General features: G+C 74.9%; 18 protein-coding genes and 1 pseudogene. 11 read left to right on the plus strand and 8 right to left on the minus strand.

Annotated features, from left to right (window positions below; genetic code table 11):
* Positions 1–1,539, plus strand: a pseudogene (locus ACFY60_RS21785) (AfsR family transcriptional regulator); the annotation flags it as partial.
* A 20-nt stretch (positions 1,540–1,559) separates the two neighbouring features.
* On the opposite strand, the gene ACFY60_RS21790 reads toward ACFY60_RS21785, so the two are convergent.
* Entirely contained in the window at positions 1,560–2,447 is an 888-nt protein-coding gene (locus ACFY60_RS21790) for a siderophore-interacting protein (RefSeq protein WP_388613492.1), read from the minus strand.
* 189 nt (positions 2,448–2,636) lie between these two features.
* Between ACFY60_RS21790 and ACFY60_RS21795 the strand changes: the two genes are divergently transcribed.
* Entirely contained in the window at positions 2,637–2,840 is a 204-nt protein-coding gene (locus ACFY60_RS21795; protein WP_345283182.1) for a hypothetical protein, read from the plus strand.
* A gap of 80 nt (positions 2,841–2,920) precedes the next feature.
* Here ACFY60_RS21795 and modA read toward each other — a convergent pair whose 3' ends face one another.
* From modA to ACFY60_RS21815, 4 genes are all read right to left on the minus strand, one after another.
* Entirely contained in the window at positions 2,921–3,712 is a 792-nt protein-coding gene (gene modA / locus ACFY60_RS21800; RefSeq protein ID WP_388613490.1) for a molybdate ABC transporter substrate-binding protein, read from the minus strand.
* 97 nt (positions 3,713–3,809) lie between these two features.
* A complete protein-coding gene (locus ACFY60_RS21805; protein ID WP_388613489.1) occupies positions 3,810–3,938 on the minus strand; it encodes a hypothetical protein in 129 nt (42 codons plus the stop codon).
* A gap of 348 nt (positions 3,939–4,286) precedes the next feature.
* The gene (locus ACFY60_RS21810; protein ID WP_388613487.1) at positions 4,287–5,138 is read right to left on the minus strand and encodes a hypothetical protein; all 852 of its coding nucleotides are present in this window, start codon (positions 5,136–5,138) and stop codon (positions 4,287–4,289) included.
* 6 nt (positions 5,139–5,144) lie between these two features.
* Positions 5,145–5,627 carry a GreA/GreB family elongation factor gene (locus ACFY60_RS21815; RefSeq protein ID WP_388613485.1) on the minus strand — a complete coding sequence of 161 codons (483 nt, stop codon included), beginning with the start codon at positions 5,625–5,627 and terminating at the stop codon, positions 5,145–5,147.
* Between the two features lie 244 nt (positions 5,628–5,871).
* On the opposite strand from ACFY60_RS21815, the gene ACFY60_RS21820 reads away from it, so the two are divergent.
* From ACFY60_RS21820 to ACFY60_RS21840, 5 genes are all read left to right on the plus strand, one after another.
* Positions 5,872–8,109: a tetratricopeptide repeat protein gene (locus tag ACFY60_RS21820; protein ID WP_388613484.1), complete on the plus strand. Its 2,238-nt coding sequence runs from the start codon at positions 5,872–5,874 to the stop codon at positions 8,107–8,109.
* Positions 8,110–8,460: 351 nt separating this feature from the next.
* Positions 8,461–10,032: a phytoene desaturase family protein gene (locus tag ACFY60_RS21825; RefSeq protein WP_388613482.1), complete on the plus strand. Its 1,572-nt coding sequence runs from the start codon at positions 8,461–8,463 to the stop codon at positions 10,030–10,032.
* A gap of 165 nt (positions 10,033–10,197) precedes the next feature.
* Positions 10,198–11,232, plus strand: a complete 1,035-nt coding sequence (tdh, locus tag ACFY60_RS21830; RefSeq protein ID WP_388613513.1) for an L-threonine 3-dehydrogenase — start codon at positions 10,198–10,200, stop codon at positions 11,230–11,232.
* A 3-nt stretch (positions 11,233–11,235) separates the two neighbouring features.
* Positions 11,236–12,435 (plus strand): glycine C-acetyltransferase, encoded by a 1,200-nt coding sequence (locus ACFY60_RS21835; protein WP_388613481.1) that lies wholly within the window; start codon positions 11,236–11,238, stop codon positions 12,433–12,435.
* A gap of 61 nt (positions 12,436–12,496) precedes the next feature.
* On the plus strand, positions 12,497–13,405 hold the full coding sequence (locus ACFY60_RS21840; protein WP_388613479.1) for a LysR family transcriptional regulator: 909 nt from the start codon (positions 12,497–12,499) through the stop codon (positions 13,403–13,405).
* Positions 13,406–13,418: 13 nt separating this feature from the next.
* Here ACFY60_RS21840 and ACFY60_RS21845 read toward each other — a convergent pair whose 3' ends face one another.
* Positions 13,419–15,431: an exo-alpha-sialidase gene (locus tag ACFY60_RS21845; RefSeq protein WP_388613477.1), complete on the minus strand. Its 2,013-nt coding sequence runs from the start codon at positions 15,429–15,431 to the stop codon at positions 13,419–13,421.
* Positions 15,432–15,623: 192 nt separating this feature from the next.
* Positions 15,624–17,411 carry a serine hydrolase gene (locus tag ACFY60_RS21850; RefSeq protein WP_388613476.1) on the minus strand — a complete coding sequence of 596 codons (1,788 nt, stop codon included), beginning with the start codon at positions 17,409–17,411 and terminating at the stop codon, positions 15,624–15,626.
* A gap of 199 nt (positions 17,412–17,610) precedes the next feature.
* On the opposite strand from ACFY60_RS21850, the gene ACFY60_RS21855 reads away from it, so the two are divergent.
* Positions 17,611–18,708, plus strand: a complete 1,098-nt coding sequence (locus tag ACFY60_RS21855; protein ID WP_388613474.1) for a calcium:proton antiporter — start codon at positions 17,611–17,613, stop codon at positions 18,706–18,708.
* Between the two features lie 163 nt (positions 18,709–18,871).
* Positions 18,872–20,389, plus strand: a complete 1,518-nt coding sequence (locus ACFY60_RS21860) for a fatty acyl-CoA synthetase (protein WP_388613472.1) — start codon at positions 18,872–18,874, stop codon at positions 20,387–20,389.
* A 13-nt stretch (positions 20,390–20,402) separates the two neighbouring features.
* Here the strand turns inward: ACFY60_RS21860 and paaK are convergent, their stop codons facing one another.
* Entirely contained in the window at positions 20,403–21,686 is a 1,284-nt protein-coding gene (gene paaK / locus ACFY60_RS21865; protein ID WP_388613471.1) for a phenylacetate--CoA ligase PaaK, read from the minus strand.
* Between the two features lie 305 nt (positions 21,687–21,991).
* On the opposite strand from paaK, the gene ACFY60_RS21870 reads away from it, so the two are divergent.
* Together ACFY60_RS21870 and ACFY60_RS21875 are read left to right on the plus strand one after the other, a co-directional pair.
* On the plus strand, positions 21,992–23,422 hold the full coding sequence (locus ACFY60_RS21870; RefSeq protein ID WP_388613469.1) for a family 2B encapsulin nanocompartment shell protein: 1,431 nt from the start codon (positions 21,992–21,994) through the stop codon (positions 23,420–23,422).
* Between the two features lie 332 nt (positions 23,423–23,754).
* Positions 23,755–24,975 carry a cytochrome P450 gene (locus ACFY60_RS21875; protein WP_388613468.1) on the plus strand — a complete coding sequence of 407 codons (1,221 nt, stop codon included), beginning with the start codon at positions 23,755–23,757 and terminating at the stop codon, positions 24,973–24,975.
* The last annotated feature ends 5 nt before the right edge of the window (positions 24,976–24,980 follow it).

Raw genomic sequence — 24,980 nt, forward strand, 5'->3', positions numbered from 1 at the left:
GAGTACGCGGGGGAGCGGCTGGACGAGGCGGGGGAGCGGTCCGCGACGGAGCGGCGTCACCTGACGTACTACCGGGAACTCGCCCGCACCACCGAGCCGGAGCTGCGCGGCCCCCGGCAGGCGGACCTGCTGCGGACGCTGGAGCGCGAGCACGGCAACCTGCGCACCGCCCTCGGCCGGGCCGTCGCCCTCGCCGACGAGCAGGAGACCCTCTGCCTGGTCCACGCGCTCAGCTGGTTCTGGCAGCTGCGCAGCCACCAGGCCGAGTCCCGGACCTGGGCGGCCGCCGCCTGCCGCCTCGGCCCCGACCCCTTCCGCGAACCCGTCAGGACCGCCCGCCCCGTCGACGGACGGTGCACCGACGTACCGCCCCCGTGGAGCGGCGAACGGCTCAGGGAGGCCCGGCGCGGCGCCCACCTCTACGCCCTCGCCGTCCAGGGCGGGGAGGGCGCCACCGCCCTGGAGAGCCCCGGCAACCGCGCCCGGCTCGACGCCGTCGTCGCCGCCTACCCGCCCGGACTGCCGCAGACCTGCCGCCAGCCCGGCACCATGTGGTACTTCGCCCGGCTGATGACCGGCGGGCTCCGGACGCTCGACGAGACCCTGGGGCTCGTCGTCGAGGCCTGCCGCGCCCACGCCCCGCACTGGGACCTGGGTTTCGCCCTCCTCATGCGCGCCAAACTCCTCGGCCGGGGCCCCGAGGACGCCGGCGAGGCGCTCGCCCTCTTCGAGGAGGCCCGGGACGCGTGGGGGATCGCCGAGTCCCTCGCGGCCCGCGGCGAGGCGTACGAGCGGGCCGGGCGGCTCCAGGAGGCCGCCGACGACTTCGAGCGGGCCGTGCACGCCGCCGCCCGCGCCGGCGCCCACTCCCAGGTGCCCGGCTTCCGCGCCCGCCTCGCGGCCGTACGGCTCCGGCTGCGGCCCGACGGCGACGAGGCCGCCGAACGGATGCTCGCCGAGGCCGCCGAGGAGGCCGCCGCCCGGGGGGCGGAAGCCCCGGGGACCGGCCGGATGCTGCTCGCCGAGCACTACGGCCACACCGGGCGGACCGCCCTCGCCCAGGACCAGCTCACCCGGGTCGAGGGCGAGCTCGGCGACTTCACCCCCGGACTTGTCCGGGGTCTGCTCGGCGGCATGCGGGCGTGGCTCGACTGCCTGGACGGGGCCTACGGCCGGGCCGGGGAGCGGCTCGCGCGGGCCGTGGACGACATGGAGAGCCTCGCCCACCTGGTCGCCCCCTACCTGGTCGTCACCCAGTTCGCGACCGCCGCCTGGGCACGCGCGGGGCACGGTCTGCCGGGCGGCGCCGAGGACGGGGCGCGGCTCCTCGGGGCGTACGACGCGCACGGCGGCGACCCGGGCGCGGGCGGGTTCCGCCCCTTCACCACGCGGACGGAGACGGCGATCAGGGCCAGGGCCGAGGAGGCCGTGCGCGCCGCGCTGCCGCCGGAGACGTACACGGCCCTCCACGAGGAGGGCGCGGCCCTCACCGTCCCGGAGGCGGTCCAGCTGCTCAGGCGATGGACCGCCGCCGTCTGAGCGGAACGGGCCCGCCCGGCTCAGGCCCCCTCGCGCGCGTCGGCCAGGCGCTCCCGGGCCTCGGCCAGGTCCTCCGGGGTCGGCGCCGCGTCCTGGGCGAGGCTGCGCCGCCAGTACCCGGTGAAGTGGACGGCGCGCCGGTCGACCCCCCGCTCCCGTACGAGGTGGCGGCGCAGGTCCCGCACCACCGAGGCCTCACCGGCCAGCCAGGCGTGCGGCCGGCCCGGCGGCAGCGCGGCGGCCCGGAGGGCCTCCACGGGGGAGTCGCCGTCCCGCAGCGGGCGCACGGTGAGCCGCGCGGGCGACGGGAGCGGCCGCTCCTCGGCGGCGTCCGGCACCTGGACGAGGGCGAGGGCGGTCCGGCCGGCCGGGAGCGCGGCGACCACGGTGGTCAGCGCGGGCAGCGCGCAGGCGTCGGCGTACAGCAGCGTCCAGTCGCCCGCCCCGGTGTCGAAGGGCACCGCGAAGTCCGCCGAAGGGCCGAACATGCCGAGCACGTCGCCGGGCCGTGCCCGCCGGGCCCAGCGGGTGGCGGGCCCCTCCTCCCCGCCGTGCAGGAAGAACTCGACGTCGACCGTGCCCGCCGCCGGGTCGTGAGCGCTCAGGGTGTAGCTCCGCATCCAGGGCCGTTGGGCCTCGGGGAGCGCCGCGTAGGCCGCGTACCAGCGCATGACGTCGCCGTCGGGACCGGGCTCGGGCAGCACCGGCTCGGCCTGGCCCTCCTTGGGGAGGAACAGCTTCACCTGCTGGTCCGGTCCGGCGAGCACGAGCCGGTCCAGGCCGGGTCCGGCGAGGGTGAGACGCACGGTGCGCGGGGTCGGGCGCGTGACACCGGTGACGCGCAGCCGTCGGAGCGGCAGGGAGGACTCCCCGGCCGGGGACGGGGAGGGAGAGGCGGGCGTGGACATGGGGCTCCTCGGGGTCGGGGGTCGCGGTGCCCCGGGGGATCCGGGGCACACCGCGACTCTCCCCGGGGCCGCCGACACCGTGCCGACACGCCGCCGACGCGGCCGGGTACGGCCGCCACCGGTCCCGGATGCGGTCCCGGGGGCCGGAGCCGACAATGGCCAGTGCCGGACTACTACGGAGGAGGCGGCATGAACGCAGAGCCCGACAAGACGACGGCGGGGGACAGCCCGACGCCCGACCGGCTGCTGCACGCCGGTTCCGAGGGCGACTTCACGGCGGAGGACCTGGTCCTCGCCTCCGGCCGTGACGTGACGCCCAAGAACCTCGCGTGGGCGGAGCGCCGCATGGCCGAGAAGGGGCGGCGCGCCTCCATGGACGAACTCCTGCCCTGAGGGCCGTTCCCCGGTTCTTGTCAGCGAAGCCCCGGGCCGTGCCCGGGGCTTGACCGCCCGCCCCCGGAAGGGGCGTGCGGTCAGGGCTTCTGGAAGCCCGCCTCCTGGAGGATCTTCTGACCTGCCGGAGAGGCCAGCCAGGCGACGAAGGCGGCGGCCGCCTCGCCGTTCCGCGAGCCCTTCAGAGCGGCGGCCGGATACTGCGCCACCGCGTTCTGCCCGTCGGGAATCTCCACCGCGTCGACCTTGTCGGCGGCTCCGGCCGCGTCGGTGCGGTAGACGAGGCCCGCGTCCGCCTCGCCGAGTTCCACCTTGCTCAGCACCGCCCGCACGTTGGGCTCCTGGGAGACCGGCTTCACCGTGATCCCCTGCGCCTTCAGGATCTTCTCGCTGTACTTGCCGGCCGGGACCTCGGGTGCGGCGAGGACCACCTTGAGCCGGGGGGCCGCGAGGTCCCCGAGACCGCCGATCCGGTGCGGATTGCCCTCGGCGGTGGCGATGACCAGGCGGTTCTTCGCGATGACCGTGGGCGTGCCGGTGTCCGCGCGCACCTTGTCCATGCTCTTGGTGTCGGCGGTGACGAGGACGTCGGCGGGGGAGCCCTGGGAGACCTGGGCGACCAGTTCCTGGGAGCCGGCGAAGGAGAACGTCAGCTTCGTGCCCGGACGCGACTTCTCGTACGCGGCGCCGGCCGTCTCGAAGACGTCGGTGAGGGAGGCGGCGGCGAGGACCGTCAGCTGCGCGGCGGGCGCGGAGCCGGTGGCACCGCCCGCGGCCTTCCCGGCGCCGTCGCCGCCACAGGCCGTGAGCGGCGCGAGCAGGGCGGCGACGAGTACGGCGGCGGTACGGCCTCGGGTGAGGGGACGGGACATGAGGGTCGGAACTCCTTGAGGAGGCGGCGGAAAGAAAGGGGGGGAGGCGAGCCGGTCGCGCCGACGGCCGCCACCTCCCGGTACGGCGTGAAGGTGGTCAGGCGCGGTCGCGCGGCTCGCTCGCGCCGCGGTGGACCGTGTGCCTGTCCGCGTCCGCCGGGTGGCGCGCCGGTCGGGCGCGGACACCCGGCAGGCCGACGGCCCGCCCCGGGATGGGAGGCTGCATGTGCGACACCGTAGGGCTGTGAGGCTCGGATCTGCAATGTTCTTGTCGGAGTATCCATGGCGGATGCGGGCCGCGTTGGAGGAAGGGCCGATCGTGTGGTCGGGGGGCGGCCACGGTCCGGGGAGCCGGTGGAGACCGGTCCGGTTCCCTGCGCCCCGTGGTGCGGGTGCCCGACGCGACAGCGGACCGGCCGTGTCGAGCCCCACCCCGTCCGCGGCGGGGCGGAAGGCGTGCCGCGGACGGGGGCGATCCGGGGCTGTACGAAGCGGTGCCGCCGCCGCGATGACGGCGCGGCGCGGGGAGCGGGTTCACGGCGGCTGTGGACGACCGGCGGCGGCGCCCGGAGTCTCAGCCGGAGCGCCACCAGGGCGCGCGGACGGTGCGGCTCTCCGTGGCCGTGCACGCCTGGCCGTTGGAGATCTCCCGGTCGTCCAGGTTCCAGCCGACGACTCCGTCGCCCTTGCGGCCGAGTTCGATCAGGCGGGCGCTCCCGGTCCGGGTGCCCGCGGTGACCCGGCACTCCACGATCGACGTCCACGCCTGTCCGTCCAGCGCCGACGCGAAGGCCAGGACGGGCAGGACCACGACGCTCAGGCAGAGCGCCACCCACCACTCGACCCCGGCGGCCCGCCGCAGCCAGAGCGGCGGCCGGTAGTCGCCCCGGAAGCCGTGGGGCCCGCCGGAGCCGGCACCGGGGCGGTGCGGATGCCGCCGCCCGGTCCGGTACTCCACGACGACGCCCTGCCGCAGGGCGTACGCGACGAGCCCCGTGGCGAGCCCCCACCACGGGCCGAAGAAGCAGGCGTCGATCACGCCCACCGCCAGCGGGTTGACCACCGTGAGGGCCGCCCGTCGCAGGGTCCGCCCGGGGCCCCGGCCCACCGGCACCGCGCCCCGGGCGGCGAACAGCGCGAACACCACCCGCGACACCACGACGGCGAGCACCGATCCGAGGAGCGGATCCGTGATGATCATGCCGATCAGGACGTCCGGCCAGTTGCCCGGCTCCATGCCCACGAGAACGTCGCGCAGCGCGTCGCCGCCGCCGACCGTGTACGCCACCTCGGTGACCGGCACGGCGACGGCCAACGCCATGAGAACGGTGTGCCCCGGGCCGCCCTTGCGGTCGGCCTCCCCGGCCCGCCGCGCCTCCGCCCCGGCGGGGGCCACCCGCCGCCCCGCGCCCGTGTCGTCCCCCACGGCGCGTCAGGAGGCGCCGCGGGCGCCGCCCAGAGACTCGACGACCGCAGAACCGGGCCCCTCGGGGGTGTCGTACGAGACGGTGTCACCGGCCCTGCGGCCCAGGAGCGCGCGGCCGAGCGGGCTGTCGGCGGTGACCGCCGCCGCGCCGGGGGTCCCGGCCACCTCGCCGACCCGGAGGGTGCTCCGCGTGCCGTCGGCGAACCGCACCGTCACGGTGCTGCCCACCCCCACCGCGTCCGTGTCCGGCGGCCCCGCCACGGCCGCCTCGCGCAGCCGGTCACCGATCTCGGTGATCCGGCCGTCGATCCGGTCGAGCAGGTCGGCGCGCCGCAGTTCGTCCGCCTGGTCGGCGCGGTCGCCCGGCTCGTCGCCCCCGCCGTCCCTGAGGGTGGCGGCCACCTTCTCCCGCTCGGCCCGCAGATCGGCGAGTTCACTCTCGAACGCCCGGCGGGCGTCGGCACTCATGGGTTCGGGTCCACCGGTCATTCCTGCTCCCGTCTCCGCGAAGGCGTACTCCGGGCGAAACGTTACAGACAGGTGCAAAGGTGGGCCATCGGACCGCGTTGACCGGCGCGGCGGGCGCCGTCCGCCTGCCGCGCCCGGGCCGCACGGCGGCCGGGCGCCCCCGACCCGAACGGCCGACACCCGCCCCGTACACACTGTCCGTACCGGCGGCCATACTGGTCGGGCCGGGGAGGTGCACGGAAATCGACGGGGGCGACGGCACGCGATGGGGGACAGCAGGCTGATCCAGGGCCGGTACCGGCTGCACGAGGTCATCGGGCGCGGCGGCATGGGCGAGGTGTGGCGCGCCACCGACGAGGCACTGGGGCGCTCGGTCGCCGTGAAGTGCCTCAAACCGCTCGCCCCGCACCAGGACCCGCAGATCCACCGGGTCGTGCGGGAGCGCTTCCGCCGCGAGGCCCGGGTCGCCGCCGCCCTCCAGCACCGGGGCATCACCGTCGTGCACGACTTCGGCGAGGCCGAGGGCGTGCTCTACCTCGTCATGGAACTCCTGGAGGGCCGCAACCTCAGCCAGCTCCTCGCCGCCAACGCGCAGAGTCCGCTGCCCGTCCAGGACGTCGTGGACATCGCGGACCAGGTGGCCGACGCCCTCGCGTACACCCACCGCCACGGCATCGTGCACCGCGACCTCAAGCCCGCCAACATCATGCGGCTGCGCGACGGCACGGTGAAGCTCTGCGACTTCGGCATCGCCCGCCTGGACGCCGACCTCGGCTTCACCTCGCGGCTCACCGGCACCGGCATCGCCATGGGGACACCCCACTACATGTCCCCGGAGCAGATCGGCGGCGGCGAGATCGACCACCGCAGCGACCTCTACTCGCTCGGCTGCGTGCTGTACGAGCTGGCCACCGGCGCCCCGCCCTTCGACCTCGGGGACTCGTGGGCCATCCTCATCGGCCACCGGGACACCGAGCCGCGCCCCCCGAGGACGCACCGGGCCGAACTGCCCGACTACTTCGACCGGATCGTCCTCGACCTGCTGGCCAAGGCCCCCGAGCAGCGGCCGTCCGACGCGGGCGACCTGCGCCGCCGCATCGTCATCGGCCGTACGGTGCCGGGCCCGCACCCGGTCCCCGTCCCGGCGCCGCACCCGGCCCCCGCCGCGGTGGCGACCGTGCCCCGCCCCGCCACCGCCCCGCCCCGGGCCGGCGTGCCCGCCTGGGCGCGGAACCTGACCGGCGGTCACCGGCCGGCCGAGGCCACCGCCCGGCACACCGACGCCCACGACGCGGCCGCCGCCGTCCTCACCACCGCATGGACCACCGCCGGCCCCCGCCCGGCACCGGCCGCCGGTCCCGCCACCGCCCCGTCCGCGGAGCTGCTCGCCGTACTCGCCGGCCGGTACCGGGCCGGCATCGGTCTCGGGCGCCTCGGCCGCTGGGAGGAGGCCGAGGAGGTGCACCGCTCCGTCGCCGACCACCGCGCCCTCGTCCTCGGCGAGGACCACCCCGACACCCTGGCGAGCCGGTACGAGGTGGGGTTCGCCCTCGCCCGCCTGGGCCGCCCGGCCGACGCCCTCGCCGCCTTCGACCGGGTCGCCGCCGCCCGCGCCCGCGTCCTCGGTGAGGACCACCCGGACACCCTCGCCGCCCACCAGGAGCGGGCGTACGCGCTGGGCCGCCTCGGCCGGCACGCGGAGGCCCACGAGCGGTACGCGGCGGTCCTCGCCGCCCGCGAGCGCACGGCGGGCGCCGACCACCCCGACACCCTGCGCTGCCGCCACAACCTGGCCGTCACCCTCGGCCGGCTCGGCCGCGCCGAGGAGTCGTACCGCACGGCCGCCGAGGTCGCCGAGGCCCGGGCCCGGCTGCTCGGCGCCGGCCATCCCGACACCCTGAAGTCCCGCCAGGAGGTGGGGTACGCCCTCGCGCGGCTGGGCCGCGCGGAGGAGGCTCTCGTCCACTACCGGGCGGTGGCCGAAGCCCGCGCCGAGGCGCTGGGCCCGGACCACCCGGACACGCTCACCGCCCGCTACGAGACCGGTGTCTGCCTCGGCCGCCTCGGACAGGCCGCCGACGCTCTGGCGCTCTGCCGCGAGGTGGCCGAGGCGCGCACCCGCCTCCACGGCCCCGCCGACCCCGAGACCCTGCGCGCCCGCCACGTCCTCGCCGTCAACCTCGGCCGCCTCGGCCGCTGGACGGAGGCGCTCGCCGCCTCCCGGGAGGTCCACACGGCCCGCGCCGCCGCCCTCGGGGCCGAGCACCCGGAAACCCTCCTCAGCCGTCGTGAGATCGCGGTCGCCCTCGGCCGTCTCGGCCGCTGGGACGAGGCCCTGACGGCCCACCACGAGGTCGCGGAGGTCCGCACCCGGGTCCTGGGCCCCGCCCACCCCGACACCCTCGCCGCCCTCGCCGACGAGGCCCACTGCCTGGAACGCCTCGGCCGCCCCGCCGAAGCCGCCACCCTCCTCCACCGAGCGGCCACCCCGCCACCGGGATGACGGTCCCCGCCGCCGGACGAACGGGCCGTCCCCGTACGGCCTCCCGGGCGAGGGCGCGAGGAACCGCCGCTGTCAGGGCGGAACCGGCGGTGGCACCTGCCACCGGAGGGTGACCGCTCCCGCCCGGCCGACCCCCCGCTCCCACGGGCCACCCGGAACCACCGTTCGCGGCAGGGGGTCACCACCGCGACAGGACCGGAGCCGGCACCGAGGGGCGGACCAGGTCCGTGACGACGAGGAACGGCACCCCGGCGCCGCGCGACGCGACCGCGGCCCGGCCTCCCCGGGGAGACGCGCCCGCACGACGCCCCGCCCCCTTCTGCCGCGACCCGCCCCGTGTGACCATGAGCCATGACCGACCGCGCACCCCGCCCCGGCGGCCACGCCGGATCCCGCGCCTATGACGCCGTCGTCGTCGGCGGAGGGCACAACGGCCTCACCGCCGCCGCGTACCTGGCCCGCGCCGGGCGGACGGTCCTCGTCCTGGAGCGGCTGGACGTCACCGGCGGGGCCGCCGTGTCGACCCGGCCGTTCGCCGGGGTGGACGCGCGGCTCTCCCGGTACTCGTACCTCGTCTCGCTCCTCCCGGAGAAGATCGTCCGTGACCTGGGGCTGCGGTTCGCCGTCCGGAAACGGCCCGTCTCCTCGTACACGCCCCACGGTGACGGCGGCCTCCTCGTCGGCGGGGGAGAGGAACGGACCCGCGCCTCCTTCGCCGCGCTCACCGGATCCGACCGCGCCTACGAGGCCTGGCGGGAGTTCTACGGCCGGACCGGGCGCGCCGCCCGCCGGATCTTCCCCACCCTCACCGAACCGCTCCCCACCCGCGCCGAGCTCCGGGCCCGGCTGGACGACCCCGAGGCCTGGCGGACGCTGTTCGAAGAACCCCTCGGGGTCGCCGTCGAGCGCGCCTTCACCGACGACCTGGTGCGCGGGGTCGTCCTCACCGACGCCCTCATCGGCACCTTCACCCACGCCCACGACCCCTCCCTCCGCCAGAACCGCTGCTTCCTTTACCACGTGATCGGCGGCGGCACCGGCGACTGGAACGTCCCCGTCGGCGGCATGGGCGCCCTGACCGACGCCCTCGCCGACGCGGCCCGCGCCGCCGGGGCCACGATCCTCACCGGCCACGAGGTCACCCGCGTCGAGACCGACGGCCGCCGTGCCGAGGTCACGTACCGCACCCCCGACGGCACGGAGGCCACCGCGGCCGCCGGGCACGTCCTGGTCAACGCCTCACCGCGGCACCTCGCCGAACTCCTCGGCGAGACGCCCCCGCCGTCCCCGGAAGGCGCCCAGTTCAAGGTCAACATGCTGCTCACCCGCCTGCCCCGGCTCCGTGACCGCTCCGTCGACCCGCGCGAGGCCTTCGCCGGCACCTTCCACGTCGCCGAGGGGTACGAGCAGCTCGCCACCGCCCACGCCGAGGCCTCCGCCGGCCGCCTGCCCACCGCCCCGCCGTCCGAGATCTACTGCCACTCCCTGACCGATCCCACGATCCTCGCCCCGGACCTGGCCGCCCGCGGTCACCACACCCTCACCCTCTTCGGACTCCACACCCCCGCCCGGCTGTTCACCGCCGACCACGACGCCGCCCGCGCCGCCCTTCTCGCGGCGACGCTCGGCCGGCTCGACACCCACCTGGACGAACCGCTCGCCGACTGCCTCGCGCGCGACGCCGACGGCCGGCCGTGCGTCGAGGCGAGGACGCCCCTGGACCTCGAACGCGAACTCCGCCTCCCCGGCGGCCACATCTTCCACCGCGACCTCTCCTTCCCGTACGCGCGGGAGGGCGCCGGCCGCTGGGGCGTCGGGACCGGCCACGCCAACGTCCTGCTCTGCGGGGCGGGCGCCGTCCGGGGCGGCGGAGTGAGCGGCATCCCCGGCCACAACGCGGCGATGGCGGTCCTCGGACGTTGACGCCGCATCCCTCCCACCGGGGGCGTGAAGCTGATCTGCGAGCGCGCTTAAGAAAACCTCGATGGACCCGCGGCCCCGGGTGAGGAAGATTTCCTCCCGGGATCAAGGGTGCGCTGCCGTGCCCGCCCCGCACATCACAGGACACACACGTCGGGAGCCGTGGCATTGAAGGCACTGGTCAAGCTGAAGGCGGAGCCGGGACTCTGGCTCACGGACGTTCCCGAGCCGGAGACGGGCCCCTCGGACGTCCTGATCAAGGTCAAGCGGACCGGTATCTGCGGCACCGACCTCCACATCCGCTCCTGGGACGGCTGGGCCCGGAAGACGATCGACACCCCGCTGACGATCGGCCACGAGTTCGTCGGCGAGGTCGTCTCCGTCGGCCGTGACGTCACCGACGTCGCCGTGGGCGACCTGGTCAGCGGCGAGGGCCACCTCGTCTGCGGCAAGTGCCGCAACTGCCTCGCCGGCCGCCGCCACCTCTGCCGCGCCACCGTCGGCCTCGGCGTCGGCCGCGACGGCGCCTTCGCCGAGTACGTGGCCCTGCCCGCCTCCAACGTGTGGGTGCACCGCGTCCCGGTCGACCTCGACGTCGCCGCGATCTTCGACCCCTTCGGCAACGCCGTGCACACGGCCCTCTCCTTCCCGCTGGTCGGCGAGGACGTCCTCGTCACCGGCGCCGGCCCCATCGGCATCATGGCCGCCGCCGTCGCCAAGCACGCCGGCGCCCGCAACGTCGTCATCACTGACGTCAGCGAGGAGCGCCTCGACCTGGCCCGCAAGACCGGCGTCACCCTCGCCCTCAACGTCGCCGAGCGGTCCATCGCCGAGGGGCAGCGCACCCTCGGCCTCAAGGAGGGCTTCGACGTCGGCCTGGAGATGTCCGGGAACCCGCACGCGATGCGCGACATGGTCGCCAACATGACCAACGGCGGCAGGATCGCCATGCTCGGCCTGCCGAGCGAGGACTTCGCCGTCGACTGGGCCAAGATCGTCACCTCCATGATCACGATCAAGGGCATCTACGGCCGCGAGATGTTCGAGACCTGGTACGCGATGTCGGTCCTCCTGGAGGGCGGCCTCGACCTCGCCCCGGTCATCACCGGCCGTTACTCCTACACCGACTTCGACGCGGCCTTCGACGACGCCGCCTCCGGCCGCAGCGGCAAGATCATCCTCGACTGGAATGCGGGAGCCTGACCCATGTTCGATTCCGTACGCGACTCCATCCGCGCCACCCTCGAAGAGATCGAGCAGGCCGGACTCCACAAGCCCGAGCGGGTCATCGGCACCCCCCAGTCCGCGACCGTCGCGGTCACGGCCGGCGGCCGCCCCGGCGAGGTCCTGAACTTCTGCGCCAACAACTACCTCGGCCTCGCCGACCACCCCGAGGTGATCGCCGCCGCCCACGAGGCGCTCGACCGCTGGGGCTACGGCATGGCCTCCGTCCGCTTCATCTGCGGCACCCAGGAGGTCCACAAGGAGCTCGAGGCCCGCCTCTCGGCCTTCCTCGGCCAGGAGGACACGATCCTCTACTCCTCCTGCTTCGACGCCAACGGCGGCGTGTTCGAGACCCTCCTCGGCCCCGAGGACGCCGTCATCTCCGACGCCCTCAACCACGCCTCGATCATCGACGGCATCCGCCTCTCCAAGGCCCGCCGCTTCCGCTACGCCAACCGCGACATGGCCGAGCTGGAGCAGCGGCTCAAGGAGGCCACCGAGGGCGGCGCCCGCCGCAAGCTGATCGTCACCGACGGCGTCTTCTCCATGGACGGGTACGTCGCCCCGCTCGACGAGATCTGCGACCTGGCCGAGCGCCACGACGCCATGGTCATGGTCGACGACTCGCACGCCGTCGGCTTCGTCGGCCCCGGCGGCCGCGGCACCCCCGAGCTGCACGGCGTCATGGACCGCGTCGACATCATCACCGGCACCCTCGGCAAGGCCCTCGGCGGAGCCTCCGGCGGCTACGTCGCAGCCCGCGCCGAGATCGTCGCCCTGCTGCGCCAGCGCTCCCGCCCGTACCTCTTCTCCAACACCCTCGCCCCGGTCATCGCCGCCGCCTCCCTCAAGGTCCTCGACCTCCTGGAGTCCGCCGGCGACCTGCGCGAGCGGCTGAACGCCAACACCGCCCTGTTCCGCTCCCGCATGACCGAGGAGGGCTTCGACATCCTCCCCGGCGACCACGCCATCGCCCCCGTCATGATCGGCGACGCCGCCGAGGCCGGCCGCATGGCCGAGCTGCTCCTGGAGCGCGGCGTGTACGTGATCGGCTTCTCGTACCCGGTCGTGCCGCAGGGCCAGGCCCGCATCCGCGTCCAGCTCTCCGCCGCCCACTCCACCGAGGACGTGAACCGGGCCGTGGACGCCTTCGTCGCCGCCCGCGCCGCCCTGCGCGGCTGACGGCCGCCGGGGAGCCGGCGCAGCGAAAGGAGCAGGCCGCGCGGCCTGCGAGACTAGGGGCATGATCGAAGCACGGCGGTTGCACATCCTCCGCGCGGTGGCCGACCACCGCACGGTCACGGCGGCGGCCGCCGCGCTCTACCTCACCCCCTCCGCCGTCTCCCAGCAGCTCGCCGCCCTGGAGCAGGAGACCGGACACCGGCTCGTCGACCGCAGCGCCCGAGGCGCCCGGCTCACCCCGGCGGGCGAGATCCTGCTCGGACACGCCCATGCCGTCCTCGCCCAGCTGGAACGCGCCGAGGCCGAACTCGCGGCGTACGGCTCCGGCGAGGCCGGCACCGTCACGGTGGCGGCCTTCGCCACCGGCATCGGGCTCGTCGTGGCCCCGGCCATCGCGGCGCTCGCCCGCACCTCGCCCGGCATCCGGGTCCGGGTACGGGACGCCGAAGGCGACGAGAGCCTGCTCATGGTCCTCGACCGGCAGGTCGACGTGGCGGTCGCCGTCGAGTACCGGGGCGCCCCCGGCGAGGGCGGCGACCGGCTCACCCGGGTCCCGCTCTACGCCGAGCCCTTCGACGCGGTCCTGCCGCCCGGCCACCGGCTCGCGGGCGGTGAGCGGGTGGCGCTCGCCGACCTCGCCGGGGACCCCTGGATCGGCCAGTCGGCCGGCAACCCCTGCCACGACGTGACCGTCCTCGCCTGCGAGTACGCCGGCTTCGCCCCGCGCTTCGACCATGTCTCGGACGACTTCCGGGCGGTCGTCGCGCTCGCCGCGGCGGCGGCCGGCGTGGCGCTCGTGCCGCGCTCGGCCCTGCGCGGCATGGACCTCACGGACGTCGACATCCGGCCGGTGGACGGCGTCGCCCCCACGCGGCGCGTCTTCGCCGCGGTCCGCCGGGGCGCCGAGGACCACCCGCTGATCAGCCCGGTCCTGGCGGCGCTGGAGCGGGCGGCGGCTCCCCGGGACTGAGCCCGCGGGGCCGCTACCAGAGCGTGGTGAAGCCGAGCCGAAGGCGCTCCTCGGCCACGGCCACGTCCAGGGAGCCGGCCCTGACCCGCGCCGCCTCCCGCGGACTCAGCGCCCGCCCGAAGAGACGGACGTCGTCGAGGGCGCCCCGGAACAGCTCCGTCACCCCCGGCGGCCGGTCGGGGAAGTCCGGCCGGGCCCCGATGTGGAGGCTGAACTGCCCGGCGGGCGTCACCCAGGTGTCGTCCGGCTCCTGACCCGCCGGCATCACGGCCGCGGCCGGAGCCCCGCCGTCCACCGCGAGCCCCAGGGTGAGGCCCCGCCGGGTGAGCACCACATGGTGCCAGGCGCCGTCACCGTACGCGGAGGGGAGCGTCACCTCCGTCGTGCCGGCGTCCGTCCCGGCCGTGGCGCGCAGCACACCGGTCCCGGGTTCGGCCCGGACCGAGAAGTGCCGGACCGTCCGCGCCGCCCCGGGGACCGGCGCGCCGTACGCCCACACGATCGGGAGGGTGCCCGTGCCGGCCGTGTGCCGGAACCAGGCCGTGACGGTGAAGTCCCCGGCCCGGCCGGGCCCGTCGACCCGCAGGGGCGGCGAGCAGACGACCCGCAGGTGGTCGTCGCGTCCGTCGAGCTCCAGGGCCCGTCCGCCCAGGCGTGTCCCGAGCCGGGCCCCGCCGTGGACGAGCGCGTGGTGGGGGCGCTCGCCGGGGGGCCGCTCGCGGGTGTCGGAGGTGCGCGGAAGGCGCAGTTCGGTCCGCGCCTCGTCCATGGCCTTCTCGGTGAAGGAGGTGTGGACGACGCTGCCGTGCGGGATGTGCGCACCGGTCTCGTACAGGACGCCTAGGGAGCCGTCCGGGAGGAGCGCGAGATCCGAGTAGCCCGTACGGGCCGGCGAGACCAGGGTGCCCGCGGTCCGCCAGGTCCTCCCCTCGTCGGTGGAGGAGCGGACGGCGAGCTCGCGGCGGTCCTCCAGGGTGTGGGGGCCGAGCCGGGAACCGGCGGAGAACAGCAGCCGGTCGGGCCTGCCGTCGAGGTCCCGGGCGTGCAGCCGCAGCAGCGAACCGAAGACCGGGGAGGTGTCCAGGTCCGCCACCGGCGCGAAGGGCGCCGCGAAGGCGGCTCCGCCGCCGGTGGCGGTGGTGCCCACCCGGTGAGCGTCCGTCAGGCAGCGCGTGGGCTCGGAGTTGCGGGCGTTGACGAGGATGTTCCCGTCGGTGGTCTCGGCGATCGCCGGTTCGCCGGGGTACGAGCCCGTGTCGGCCACGTCGGAGACGGCGCCGAGCGCCCAGGTGAGCCCGCCGTCGTCGCTCAGGTAGAGCTGGCCGCCGGCCTTCCCGCCGCCGTGGTGGTCACCGGCCACCACCAGCCGGCCGCGGTGCTTCCCCCGGACCAGCTGGATGCCGTGGCCGGGGCCGGTCGAGACCCAGGACCAGTGGGGGCGGTCGAGCTGCGGCTGGTGCGTGCGGGGTCCCCAGGTCAGACCGCCGTCCATGCTGTGGACGGCGAACACCGTGCGGTCGAAACCGGCGCGCCGCGGCGCGGCCCGGTCGCGGTTCCAGTCGCCGCTGGAGTGGAGCAGGGTGATCCGGCCGGTCACCGCGTCCACGACCGGCGCGGGATTGCCGTGGGCCAGTTCGTCGCCGGCCCCGACGACGATCGTGGGCTCCGCGTCCCAGGTCCTCCCGCCGTCCAGGGACCGCTTGAGGACGAGATCGGTGTCACCGACGTCGTGACAGCCGGTCGCCGGGTCCCGGTCCCGGCCCTCGGCGAACGCGAGGAGGACCCCGGCGGGTGTCGTGACGAGCGCCGGGACCCGCGTGCAGAAGTAGTGCTCGCGCGCCTTGAAGGGGGTGGTGGACGTCGACGGGGTGACCGTCGGGGGCGCGGTGACCGCCGCCGCCGGTGCGGGTGGCGTCACCACCGGCGCCAGGGCGGCGGCCAGGAGCGTCAGGGCGAGCGCGTACGGCGGGACGGACGGTGCGGAGCGGCGCCCGCCACGCGGGCGCCACGGGAGGAAGGACAGCACGGAGGCACACCTCGGGACGCGGACGGAGGCGACGGAGGGCGGGGCGGAGGGTGCGGGGCACCCCGCGCGAGCCGGCCGGCGCCGGCGGTCCCGCGCATCGTAGTGCGGCCCGCTCCCTCGACCCGGTGGGACCTGCCGGGGGGAGCGCCGGTTCCACCGGACCGCCCGCCCCGGTCGCCGCCTGCCGGCCCGTCAGTCGGCCGAGCGCGTCCAGCCGTCCGTCTCGATCCGCGACCCGTCGGCCGGGCGGGCCTCGTCGAAGAGAGGGCGGCCCGAGGCGTCCAGGACCCGCAGCCCGTCCACGTACACGCCCCGGCCCACGTACAGCCGGTCCGTCGTGTACCGCCAGCGGAGCCGCTGGGGGCCGGGGGCCCCGTCCGGGAGGTCGGCGGTCACGTCGTACCAGACCCGCCCCGACCAGCCGCTCACCGTGCCCGAGGGGTACGGGCGCGGCGGCTCCCCGGCCCGTACCGCCGTGAAGGGCACCGGTGTCCAGGTCGCCCCGCCGTCCGCCGAGGCCTCCAGGACCGCCCGGTCGGCCCCCGGCTCGGTGTCCCACCACAGGGCGCACGCGAGCCGGGCCCCGCCGGGCACCGGCGGGAGGGTGAGGAGCGCGGTCGCGGGCCCGCGCATGCCGGAGAACCAGGCGGTACGGCCCCGGGCGGGGCGCACCGGGACCGCCCGGGCCAGGGCGTTCGCGGCGGCGACGCGCGGGGCGGACCCCGAGCGCCAGGACCGCACCGGGTGCACGGAGTTGCCCAGCACGATCAGGAAGGCGTCGGTGGTCGGGTCCAGGACGAGACTCGTCCCGGTGAAACCGGTGTGTCCGGCCGTGCGGGGCGTCGCCATGGCGCCCATGTACCAGTGCTGGTGGAGTTCGAAGCCGAGCCCGTGCTCGTCGCCGGGGAAGGCGGTGTTGAAGTCGGTGAACATCAGCTCCACCGAGGCGGGGGTGAGGACGCGGGCCCGGCCGTACGCCCCGCCGTTGAGCAGGGTGCGGGCCAGGACGGCGAGGTCCCAGGCGTCGGAGAAGACACCCGCGTGGCCGGCGATCCCGCCGAAGGCGTGGGCGTTCTCGTCGTGGACCTCGCCCCACACCAGGCCCCGGTCGAGCCCGGACCAGGGACGCCGGGCGTCCTCGGTGGCGGCGATCCCCGGCCGCCAGGAGGGCGGGGGGTTGAAACGCGTGCGGCGCATGCCGAGCGGTCCGGTGATCTCGTCGTGGAGCAGCGCGTCCAGGCCGCGGCCGGTGATCTCCTCCAGGACGAGCTGGAGCGTGATCAGGTTGAGGTCGGAGTAGAGGTACGCGGAACCCGGCGGGTGGGCCGGGACCTCCTGCCACAGGAGCCGCAGCCGCCCCTCGCGGGTGGGTTCCTTGTAGAGCGGCAGCCACGCCCGGAAGCCCGAGGTGTGCGTCAGCAGCTGACGTACCGTGACGTCCTGCTTCCCGCCGCCGCCGAACTCCGGCAGGTACGCGGTGACCCGTTCCTCCAGGCGCAGCGCCCCGCGCTCGATCTGCTGCACCGCCAGGATCGAGGTGAACAGCTTGGAGACCGAGGCCAGGTCGAAGACCGTTTCCGCGGTCATCGGGATCTGCTCCTCCGGGGGCAGTTCCACCCCGGTGTCCGTCGTCTCGTCGTAGCGCGCGTACCGCAGGGCCTTCCCGAGGGGCCGGTGGAGGGCCACGGTCCCGCCCCGTCCGGCGAGCAGCACGGCCCCCGCGTACCAGGGACGCCGGGGCGAAGGCCGCAGGAAGGATTCGGCGTCGGCGACGAGCCGGTCCAGGTGCTCCCGCAGGAGACCGGCACGCTCGGCGCCGCCGTGCCGCAGGGTGGTCCGCCGGGCCGGGCCCGGCCCCGGTCCCGGGGCGGCCGCGGCCCCCGGAATCGCACCGATCATCAGCGCACCTCCCAGGGCGAGCACCCCGCCGCCGAAGGCGCGGCGGCTCGGGCCCCGGCCTGTCCTGGACTCCTCCGTCATCGTCCACCCTCTCCCACTGCCCAGTTGAAAGAAAACTCCGGTCACTCAGGGAAGATCTGAAACTTTCTACCGGAGCGGGCCCGGGCGGGGAAGGACGCGGCACGCCCCAGAATCTGACGAACCGTCGGGACCCGCTCGGTCCGGCGCGGCCTGTCGTGGAACGAACCGGCGAAAAGCCGTATATGGCAAGATGCGGATCATGAGTTCGAGTACGACGGCGCTGACCCGGCAGTGGACGACCTGGGGGCCGGTGGTGGCCGCGCTTGCCCTCGGCCTCGCCTGGGGGCGGGACCTACCGGGCCTCGCCGTCGGACTCGTCGCCGTCTGCCTGATCGCCGCCGTCCTCTCCGCGGTCCACCATGCCGAGGTCGTCGCCCACCGCGTCGGAGAGCCCTTCGGCTCGCTCGTCCTCGCCGTGGCCGTGACCGTCATCGAGGTGGGGCTCATCGTCACCCTGATGGCCGGGGGCGGCGAGAAGACCTCCACCTACGCCCGCGACACCGTCTTCGCCGCCGTCATGATCACGTGCAACGGCATCGTCGGCCTCTCCCTCCTCGTCGCCGCCCTGCGCAACCGGGTCGCCGTCTTCAACGCCGAGGGCTCCGGCGGCGCGCTCGCCACCGTCTGCACCCTGGCGACCATGACGCTGGTCCTCCCCGCCTTCACCACCAGCCACTCCGGCCCCGAGTTCTCCGGCCCGCAGCTGGCCTTCGCCGCGGTCGCCTCCCTCTGCCTGTACGGGGTGTTCGTCGGCGTCCAGACCGTCCGGCACCGCGACTACTTCCTCCCCGTCCCCCGCCCCGGCCACGACTCGGGCGACGACCACGCCGCCCCGCCGGGCACCCGCGAGACCTGGTTCAGCGTCGGCCTGCTCCTGCTCGCCCTCGTCGCCGTCGTCGGCAACGCCAAGCTGATCTCGCCCACCATCGAGGACGGCGTCCAGTCCGCCGGCCTGCCCAAGGCCGTCGTCGGCGTCGTCATCGCCCTGATGGTCCTCCTCCCCGAGACCCTCGCCGCCGTCCGCGCCGCCCGCCGCGACCGCTTCCAGACCAGCCTCAACCTCGCCTACGGCTCCGCCATCGCCAGCATCGGCCTGACGATCCCGGCGATCGCGCTCGCCTCGATCTGGCTGTCCGGCCCCCTCGTGCTCGGGCTCGGCCCGCTCCACCTGGTGCTGCTGGTCCTCACCGGCGCGGTGAGCGCCCTGACCGTGGTGCCCGGACGGGCCACGCTGCTCCAGGGCGGCGTCCACCTCGCGATCTTCGCCGCCTTCGTCTTCCTCTCCTTCAGTCCCTGACCTTTCCCGCTCCGGCCGCTCGGTCCCCGGCGCCCAAGAAGGACATCCCGCGCTCGCCGGCGCCGGGAATGATCATCCGGCGCCCGCACCCGCTCGCCACCGTCCACCGCGGCTCCGCCGACGGGTACTTGACCTCCCGCCGGGCCCCGCCCAGGATCACCGCATGGATCGACTCCTCAGCCGGACCGTCGACGGCGTCCTGCGCATGAGCGCCCAGCGCGTCCCCGACCGCACCGCCGTCCGGTACGCCGGCCGCGCGTGGACGTACGCCGAGCTGGACGCGGCCGTGACCACCGCCGCCGCCGTCCTGCGCGAGGCGCACCACGGCATCGGTCTGCCGCAGTACGCCCGGGTCGCCGCGTACGGCCACAACTCCGACGCGTACCTCATCGCGTTCCTCGCCTGCGCCCGCGCCGGCCTGATCCATGTGCCGGTCGACCACCACCTGACCGGTGACGACCTCGCGTACGTCCTGGAGCAGTCGGACAGCTCCCTCGTCCTCGCCGACCCCGCGCTCGCGGACCGCGTCCCCGCGGGCTTCCCGGTCAAGGTCCTCCGCGACGCGCCGGGTTCCCTTCTCGACGCGCTCGCCGACCCGGAGCCGTACGACACCGACCGCGACGCCCGCGACCTCGCCCAGCTGCTCTACACCTCCGGCACCACCGCCCTGCCCAAGGGCGCGATGATGACCCACCGCGCCCTCGTCCACGAGTACGCGAGCGCCATCGAGGCCCTCGACCTGCACGAGGACGACCGGCCGGTGCACGCGCTGCCGCTCCACCACTCGGCGCAGACGCATGTCTTCCTGCTGCCGTACCTCGCCGTCGGCGCCGACAACACCATCGTCGACGGCCCCGATCCGGCCGTCCTGTTCGATCTGATCGAGGCCGGCCGCGCGGACAGCCTCTTCGCCCCGCCCACCGTCTGGATCGCCCTCGCCAACCACCCGGAGTTCGCCGACCGTGACCTGTCCGCGCTGCGGAAGGCCTACTACGGCGCCTCGGTCATGCCCGTGCCCGTCCTGGAACGCCTGCGCGCCCGCCTGCCCGGCCTCGCCTTCCGCAACTGCTTCGGCCAGTCCGAGATCGGGCCCCTCGCCACGGTCCTCGGCCCCGACGAGCACGAGGGACGGATGGACTCCTGCGGCCGGCCCGTCCGGCACGTCGAGGCCCGCCTCGTGGACGAGCACGGCGCGGACGTGCCCGACGGCACCCCGGGGGAGATCGTCTACCGCTCCCCGCAGCTCTGCGCCGGGTACTGGGGCAAGCCCGAGGAGACGAAGGAGGCGTTCCGCGGCGGCTGGTTCCACTCCGGCGACCTCGCCGTACGGGACGCCGAGGGCTACTACACGATCGTCGACCGGGTGAAGGACGTCATCAACTCCGGCGGGGTCCTCGTCGCCTCCCGCCAGGTCGAGGACGCCCTCTACACCCACCCGGCCGTCGCCGAGACGGCCGTCATCGGACTGCCCCACGAGCGGTGGATCGAGGCGGTCACGGCCGTCGTCATCCCGCGCGGCGAGGTCACCGAGGCCGAACTCCTCACCCACGCCCGCGAGAAGCTCGCCCCCTTCAAGGCGCCCAAGCGGATCCTCTTCGTGGACGAGCTGCCCCGCAACGCGAGCGGCAAGATCCTCAAACGGGAGCTGCGCGACCGCTTCGCGGACACCGCCCTGTCCTGAGTTCCCCGCCGCCTCAGGTCCGCAGGTCCACGATCCGCCGGATCTTGCCCACCGACCGCTCCAGCGTCCCCGGGTCGACCACCTCGACCCCGACCGTGACCCCGATCCCGTCCTTCACGGCCGCCGCGACCGCGCGGGCCGCCTCGGCGCGCTCCCCGGACGAGGCGGCCGGCCGCGCCTCCACCCGTACGGTCAGCCGGTCCAGCCGGCCCTCGCGGGTCAGCCGCAGCTGGAAGTGGGGGGCCACCGCCGGGGTCCGGAGCACGATCTCCTCGATCTGGGTGGGGAAGAGGTTCACCCCGCGCAGGATGATCATGTCGTCGCTGCGGCCCGTGACCTTCTCCATCCGTCGGAAGACCCGTGCCGTGCCCGGCAGCAGCCGGGTCAGGTCCCGGGTGCGGTAGCGGATCACGGGCATGGCCTCCCTGGTGAGCGAGGTGATGACCAGCTCGCCCTCCTCCCCGTCGGGCAGCATCTCGCCCGTGAAGGGGTCGACGATCTCCGGGTAGAAGTGGTCCTCCCAGATGTGCAGTCCGTCCTTGGTCTCCACGCACTCCTGGGCCACCCCGGGGCCCATCACCTCCGACAGGCCGTAGATGTCGACCGCGTCGAGGGCGAACCGCTCCTCGATCTCCTTCCGCATGGCCTCCGTCCACGGCTCCGCCCCGAACACCCCCACCTTCAGCGACGTGGAGCGCGGATCCACGCCCTGCCGTTCGAACTCGTCGAGCAGCGTCAGCATGTAACTGGGCGTCACCATGATGACCTCCGGCCGGAAGTCCTGGATCAGCCGCACCTGCCGGGCGGTCATCCCGCCCGAGGCCGGGATGACCGTGCAGCCCAGCCGCTCGGCCCCGTAGTGCGCTCCCAGGCCGCCGGTGAACAGCCCGTAACCGTAGGCCACGTGGACCTTGTGGCCGGGCCGGACACCGGCCGCGCGCAGCGAGCGGGCCACCACGTCCGCCCAGGTGTCCAGATCGCGGTCCGTGTAGCCGACGACGGTGGGCAGGCCGGTGGTGCCGCTGGAGGCGTGGACGCGCCGGATCCGCTCGGGGGCCACCGCGAACATGCCGAAGGGGTAGTTCTCCCGCAGGTCCGCCTTGGTGGTGAAGGGGAAGCGGGCCAGGTCGGCGAGGGAGCGGCAGTCGTCCGGGCCGACCCCCGCCGCGTCGAAGGAGCGCCGGTAGAAGTCCACGTTCTCGTACGCGTGCCGCAGCGTGGCCCGCAGCCGCTCCCGCTGCAACGCCTCCAGCTCCGCGCGCCCGAGCCTTTCGCCGCTGTCCAGCAGATCCGTCATGCGTCGCTCCCTCACCTCGGAGAATCCCGACCCGACCTCGGACGACCGATCATTCGGTTGATCCTTCCGGCCAGTAAATCCGGCGGGCCCGGGGGCTTGGCAAGAGGGGAGGAGGAGTTTTCCCGGCTCGTACGGCCGCACGGACGGCGGAGCGCAGGGGGGCGCGCGAGGGGCGGTCGCCGCCGTCCGGTGCTACGGCTCGGACGCGCCGCACCCGAAGGGCGGAGACTGCGGTGCGTTACATGTGGACGCGAAGAGTGACGATCGCGCTCCTGTGATCCCTCATGCCCCAGAACGGAGACCCCATGTCGGTCGACACCGGGCGGGCGGCCACCCCGGCCCCCGTACCCGCCGCCGAGATCCGCCAGATCCAGCTCAGCCTCAGCACCGCCGCCGCGCGCAACCTCGCGACGACGACCAAGTCCGAGCCCCAGATGCAGGGCATCAGCTCCCGATGGCTGCTGCGCACCCTGCCCTGGGTCCACACCCCCGGCGGCGTCTACCGCGTCAACCGCCGTCTGTCGTACGTGGTCGGCGACGGCCGTGTCACCTTCGTCAAGAGCGGCTCCAAGGTCGAGGTCATCCCCGCCGAACTGGCCGAACTCCCCCTGCTGCGCGGCTTCGACGACCACATCGCGCTCGGCGCCCTCGCGGACCGCTTCGTCCAGAAGGAGTACGAGCCGGGCCAGGTCATCGTGAGCGCCGGCAAGAAGGCCGACCACGTGTACCTGATCGCCCACGGGAAGATCGAGAAGATCGGCACCGGCCCCTACGGCGACGAGGCCGTCCTCGGCCGCCTCGGCGACGGCGACACCTTCGGCGGCCAGGTCCTCGCCGGGGACGGGAAGTGGGAGTTCACCGCCCGCGCGACCACGGCGGCCACGATCCTCGCCCTGCCGCGCACCGCCTACCTGGCCGTCGCCGAGCAGTACGAGAACCTCCGCGACCACGTCCAGGGCCTCGGCACCAACGGCTTCCGCCGCCCGGTCAACAAGGCGGGCGAGGCCGCCATCGAGCTGAGCGCCGGTCACGTCGGCGAGGTCCCGCTGCCGGGCGCCTACGCCGACTACGAACTCAAGCCGCGCGAGTACGAGCTGAGCGTCGCCCAGACCGTCCTGAAGGTCCACACCCGCGTCGCGGACCTCTACAACCAGCCGATGAACCAGACCGAGCAGCAGCTGCGGCTCACCATCCAGGAGCTCCGTGAGCGCCAGGAGCACGAACTCGTCAACAACCCCGAGTTCGGCCTGCTCCACAACACCGACTACGACCAGCGCATCCAGACGCACTCCGGCCCGCCCACCCCGGACGACCTCGACGACCTGCTGAGCATGCGCCGCGGCACGCAGTACCTCTTCGCCCACCCCCGCGCCATCGCCGCCTTCGGCAAGGAGTGCAACAAGCGCGGCCTCGCCCTCAGCTCCGTGGACGTCGACGGCCACCACATTCCGGCCTGGCGCGGCGTCCCGATCCTGCCCTGCGGCAAGATCCCCGTCACCGACCGGCAGAGCTCCTCGATCATCGCCGTCCGTACCGGCGAGCACAACGAGGGCGTCATCGGCCTCCACCAGACCGGACTGCCCGACGAGGTCGAACCCGGGCTGAACTGCCGCTTCATGGGGATCGACGACAAGGCGATCATCTCCTACCTCGTCTCCACCTACTACTCCGCCGCGATCCTCGTCCCGGACGCCGTCGGCATCCTGGAGAACGTCGAGGTCCGCCCGCGCGCCTGAGAGCGGCGGCCGGACCCGCCGCCCGGCCCATGACCGTCGCCGGCCGGCTCCGACCCGACGGCGCCGAACCCCGCCCCCGCGCGACCCGGCTTCCGGCGGAGCCCCCTTCAGACGAAGAATTCATCCCGCTATCACACCTTGGGGTGGGTTTTACGCCCTTCGGCTGGAAGGGGGCCCCGGCGGGGGCAAGGCTGGAGCCAGCGGGGCCGCCCGGCCCCGGGTCCCCGCCTCCGGTCCCCCGACGGGCGGGTCCTCCCGGCTGCCCGAAGGAAAGCGAACGCCATGTCCCACCTGTGCCGCCCCGCCGCTCCCGCCCCCCGGGAGGCGGCCGCGTGACCACCACCGCCCCCGGCACCGCCGACACCCCCCAGGTCCACTTCTGGGCCGTTCCCGATCTCACCGGGCTCGAGTTCGACCCCTTCCTCGCCCGCCTGCTGCACGAGGACCCGGTCACCCGCGTCCGGCTGCCCAACGGCGAGGGCCACGCCTGGCTCGTCACCCGCTACGAGGACGTCAAGTTCGTCTCGGTCGACCCGCGCTTCAGCCGCCAGGCCGTCTGGGGCCGCTCCATCACCCGGCTCGCGCCCCACTTCATCCCCATGGAGGGCGCCGTCGGCTTCGCCGACCCGCCCGACCACACCCGCATGCGCCGCGTCGTCGCCCGCGCCTTCAGCGCGCGCGCCCTGCGCTCGCTGCGCGACCACGCCCAGACCGTCATGGACCGGCTCCTCGACAAGGTGGAGGAGCACGGCGCCCCCGCCGACCTCATGGAACTGGTCAACCGGCCCTTCCCGCTCGCCATGGTCAGCGAACTCATGGGCGTCCCCGAAGGCGACCGGCCGCTGATGGCCCGCTGGTCCGACACCATCATCTCCGCCGGCGCGGGCCGGGAGGCCAGCGAACGGGCCAAGGCGGACATGGGCCGCTACTTCACCGAGCTCATCGGCCGCAGCCACGGAACCGGCCGCGAGACGCTCGCCGCCGTCCTCGCCGACGCCGTCGACGACGAGACGCTCACCGAACACGAGGCCGTCGGCCTCGCCGTCCTCATCCAGATCGGCGGCGCCCACGCCGTCCGCAACAACAGCGCCAACATGGTCTTCGCGCTGCTCACCCACCCCGACCACCTCGCCCGGCTGCGCGCCGAACCCGAGCTGCTGCCCCAGGCGGTCGACGAACTCCTGCGCTACATCCCGCACCGCAACGCCGTCGGCCTCTCCCGGATCGCCATGGAGGACGTCGAGGTCGGCGGGGTCACCATCCCCGCCGGGGACCCCGTCTACGTCTCCTACCTGACCGCCAACCGCGACCCGGACGTCTTCCCCGACCCCGACCGGCTCGACTTCGACCGCGCCTACAACCCGCACGTCGCCTTCGGCCACGGCCCCCACTACTGCCCCGGCTCCGCCCTGGCCCGCATCGAGTCCGAGATCCTCCTCGACTCCCTGTGGACCCGCTTCCCCGACCTGCGGCTCGCCGTCCCCGAGAAGGAGCTCCGCTGGCAGCGCGGCGCCCTCATCCGGGGCCCCGAGACCCTGCCCGTCACCTGGTGAGAGGA

The sequence above is a fragment of the Streptomyces sp. NPDC012827 genome (genome assembly GCF_042900905.1).
Lineage (GTDB): Bacteria > Actinomycetota > Actinomycetes > Streptomycetales > Streptomycetaceae > Streptomyces > Streptomyces gulbargensis.

What these genes read in the sequence shown, in the direction of transcription:
- ACFY60_RS21790 (WP_388613492.1), bottom strand. Translation starts at nt 2,447, where the DNA reads ATGTCCACGCCCGCCTCTCCCTCCCCGTCCCCGGCCGGGGAGTCCTCC.
- ACFY60_RS21795 (WP_345283182.1), top strand. Translation starts at nt 2,637, where the DNA reads ATGAACGCAGAGCCCGACAAGACGACGGCGGGGGACAGCCCGACGCCC.
- modA (WP_388613490.1), bottom strand. Translation starts at nt 3,712, where the DNA reads ATGTCCCGTCCCCTCACCCGAGGCCGTACCGCCGCCGTACTCGTCGCC.
- ACFY60_RS21805 (WP_388613489.1), bottom strand. Translation starts at nt 3,938, where the DNA reads ATGCAGCCTCCCATCCCGGGGCGGGCCGTCGGCCTGCCGGGTGTCCGC.
- ACFY60_RS21815 (WP_388613485.1), bottom strand. Translation starts at nt 5,627, where the DNA reads ATGACCGGTGGACCCGAACCCATGAGTGCCGACGCCCGCCGGGCGTTC.
- ACFY60_RS21820 (WP_388613484.1), top strand. Translation starts at nt 5,872, where the DNA reads ATGGGGGACAGCAGGCTGATCCAGGGCCGGTACCGGCTGCACGAGGTC.
- ACFY60_RS21825 (WP_388613482.1), top strand. Translation starts at nt 8,461, where the DNA reads ATGACCGACCGCGCACCCCGCCCCGGCGGCCACGCCGGATCCCGCGCC.
- ACFY60_RS21835 (WP_388613481.1), top strand. Translation starts at nt 11,236, where the DNA reads ATGTTCGATTCCGTACGCGACTCCATCCGCGCCACCCTCGAAGAGATC.
- ACFY60_RS21840 (WP_388613479.1), top strand. Translation starts at nt 12,497, where the DNA reads ATGATCGAAGCACGGCGGTTGCACATCCTCCGCGCGGTGGCCGACCAC.
- ACFY60_RS21850 (WP_388613476.1), bottom strand. Translation starts at nt 17,411, where the DNA reads ATGACGGAGGAGTCCAGGACAGGCCGGGGCCCGAGCCGCCGCGCCTTC.
- ACFY60_RS21855 (WP_388613474.1), top strand. Translation starts at nt 17,611, where the DNA reads ATGAGTTCGAGTACGACGGCGCTGACCCGGCAGTGGACGACCTGGGGG.
- ACFY60_RS21860 (WP_388613472.1), top strand. Translation starts at nt 18,872, where the DNA reads ATGGATCGACTCCTCAGCCGGACCGTCGACGGCGTCCTGCGCATGAGC.
- paaK (WP_388613471.1), bottom strand. Translation starts at nt 21,686, where the DNA reads ATGACGGATCTGCTGGACAGCGGCGAAAGGCTCGGGCGCGCGGAGCTG.
- ACFY60_RS21870 (WP_388613469.1), top strand. Translation starts at nt 21,992, where the DNA reads ATGTCGGTCGACACCGGGCGGGCGGCCACCCCGGCCCCCGTACCCGCC.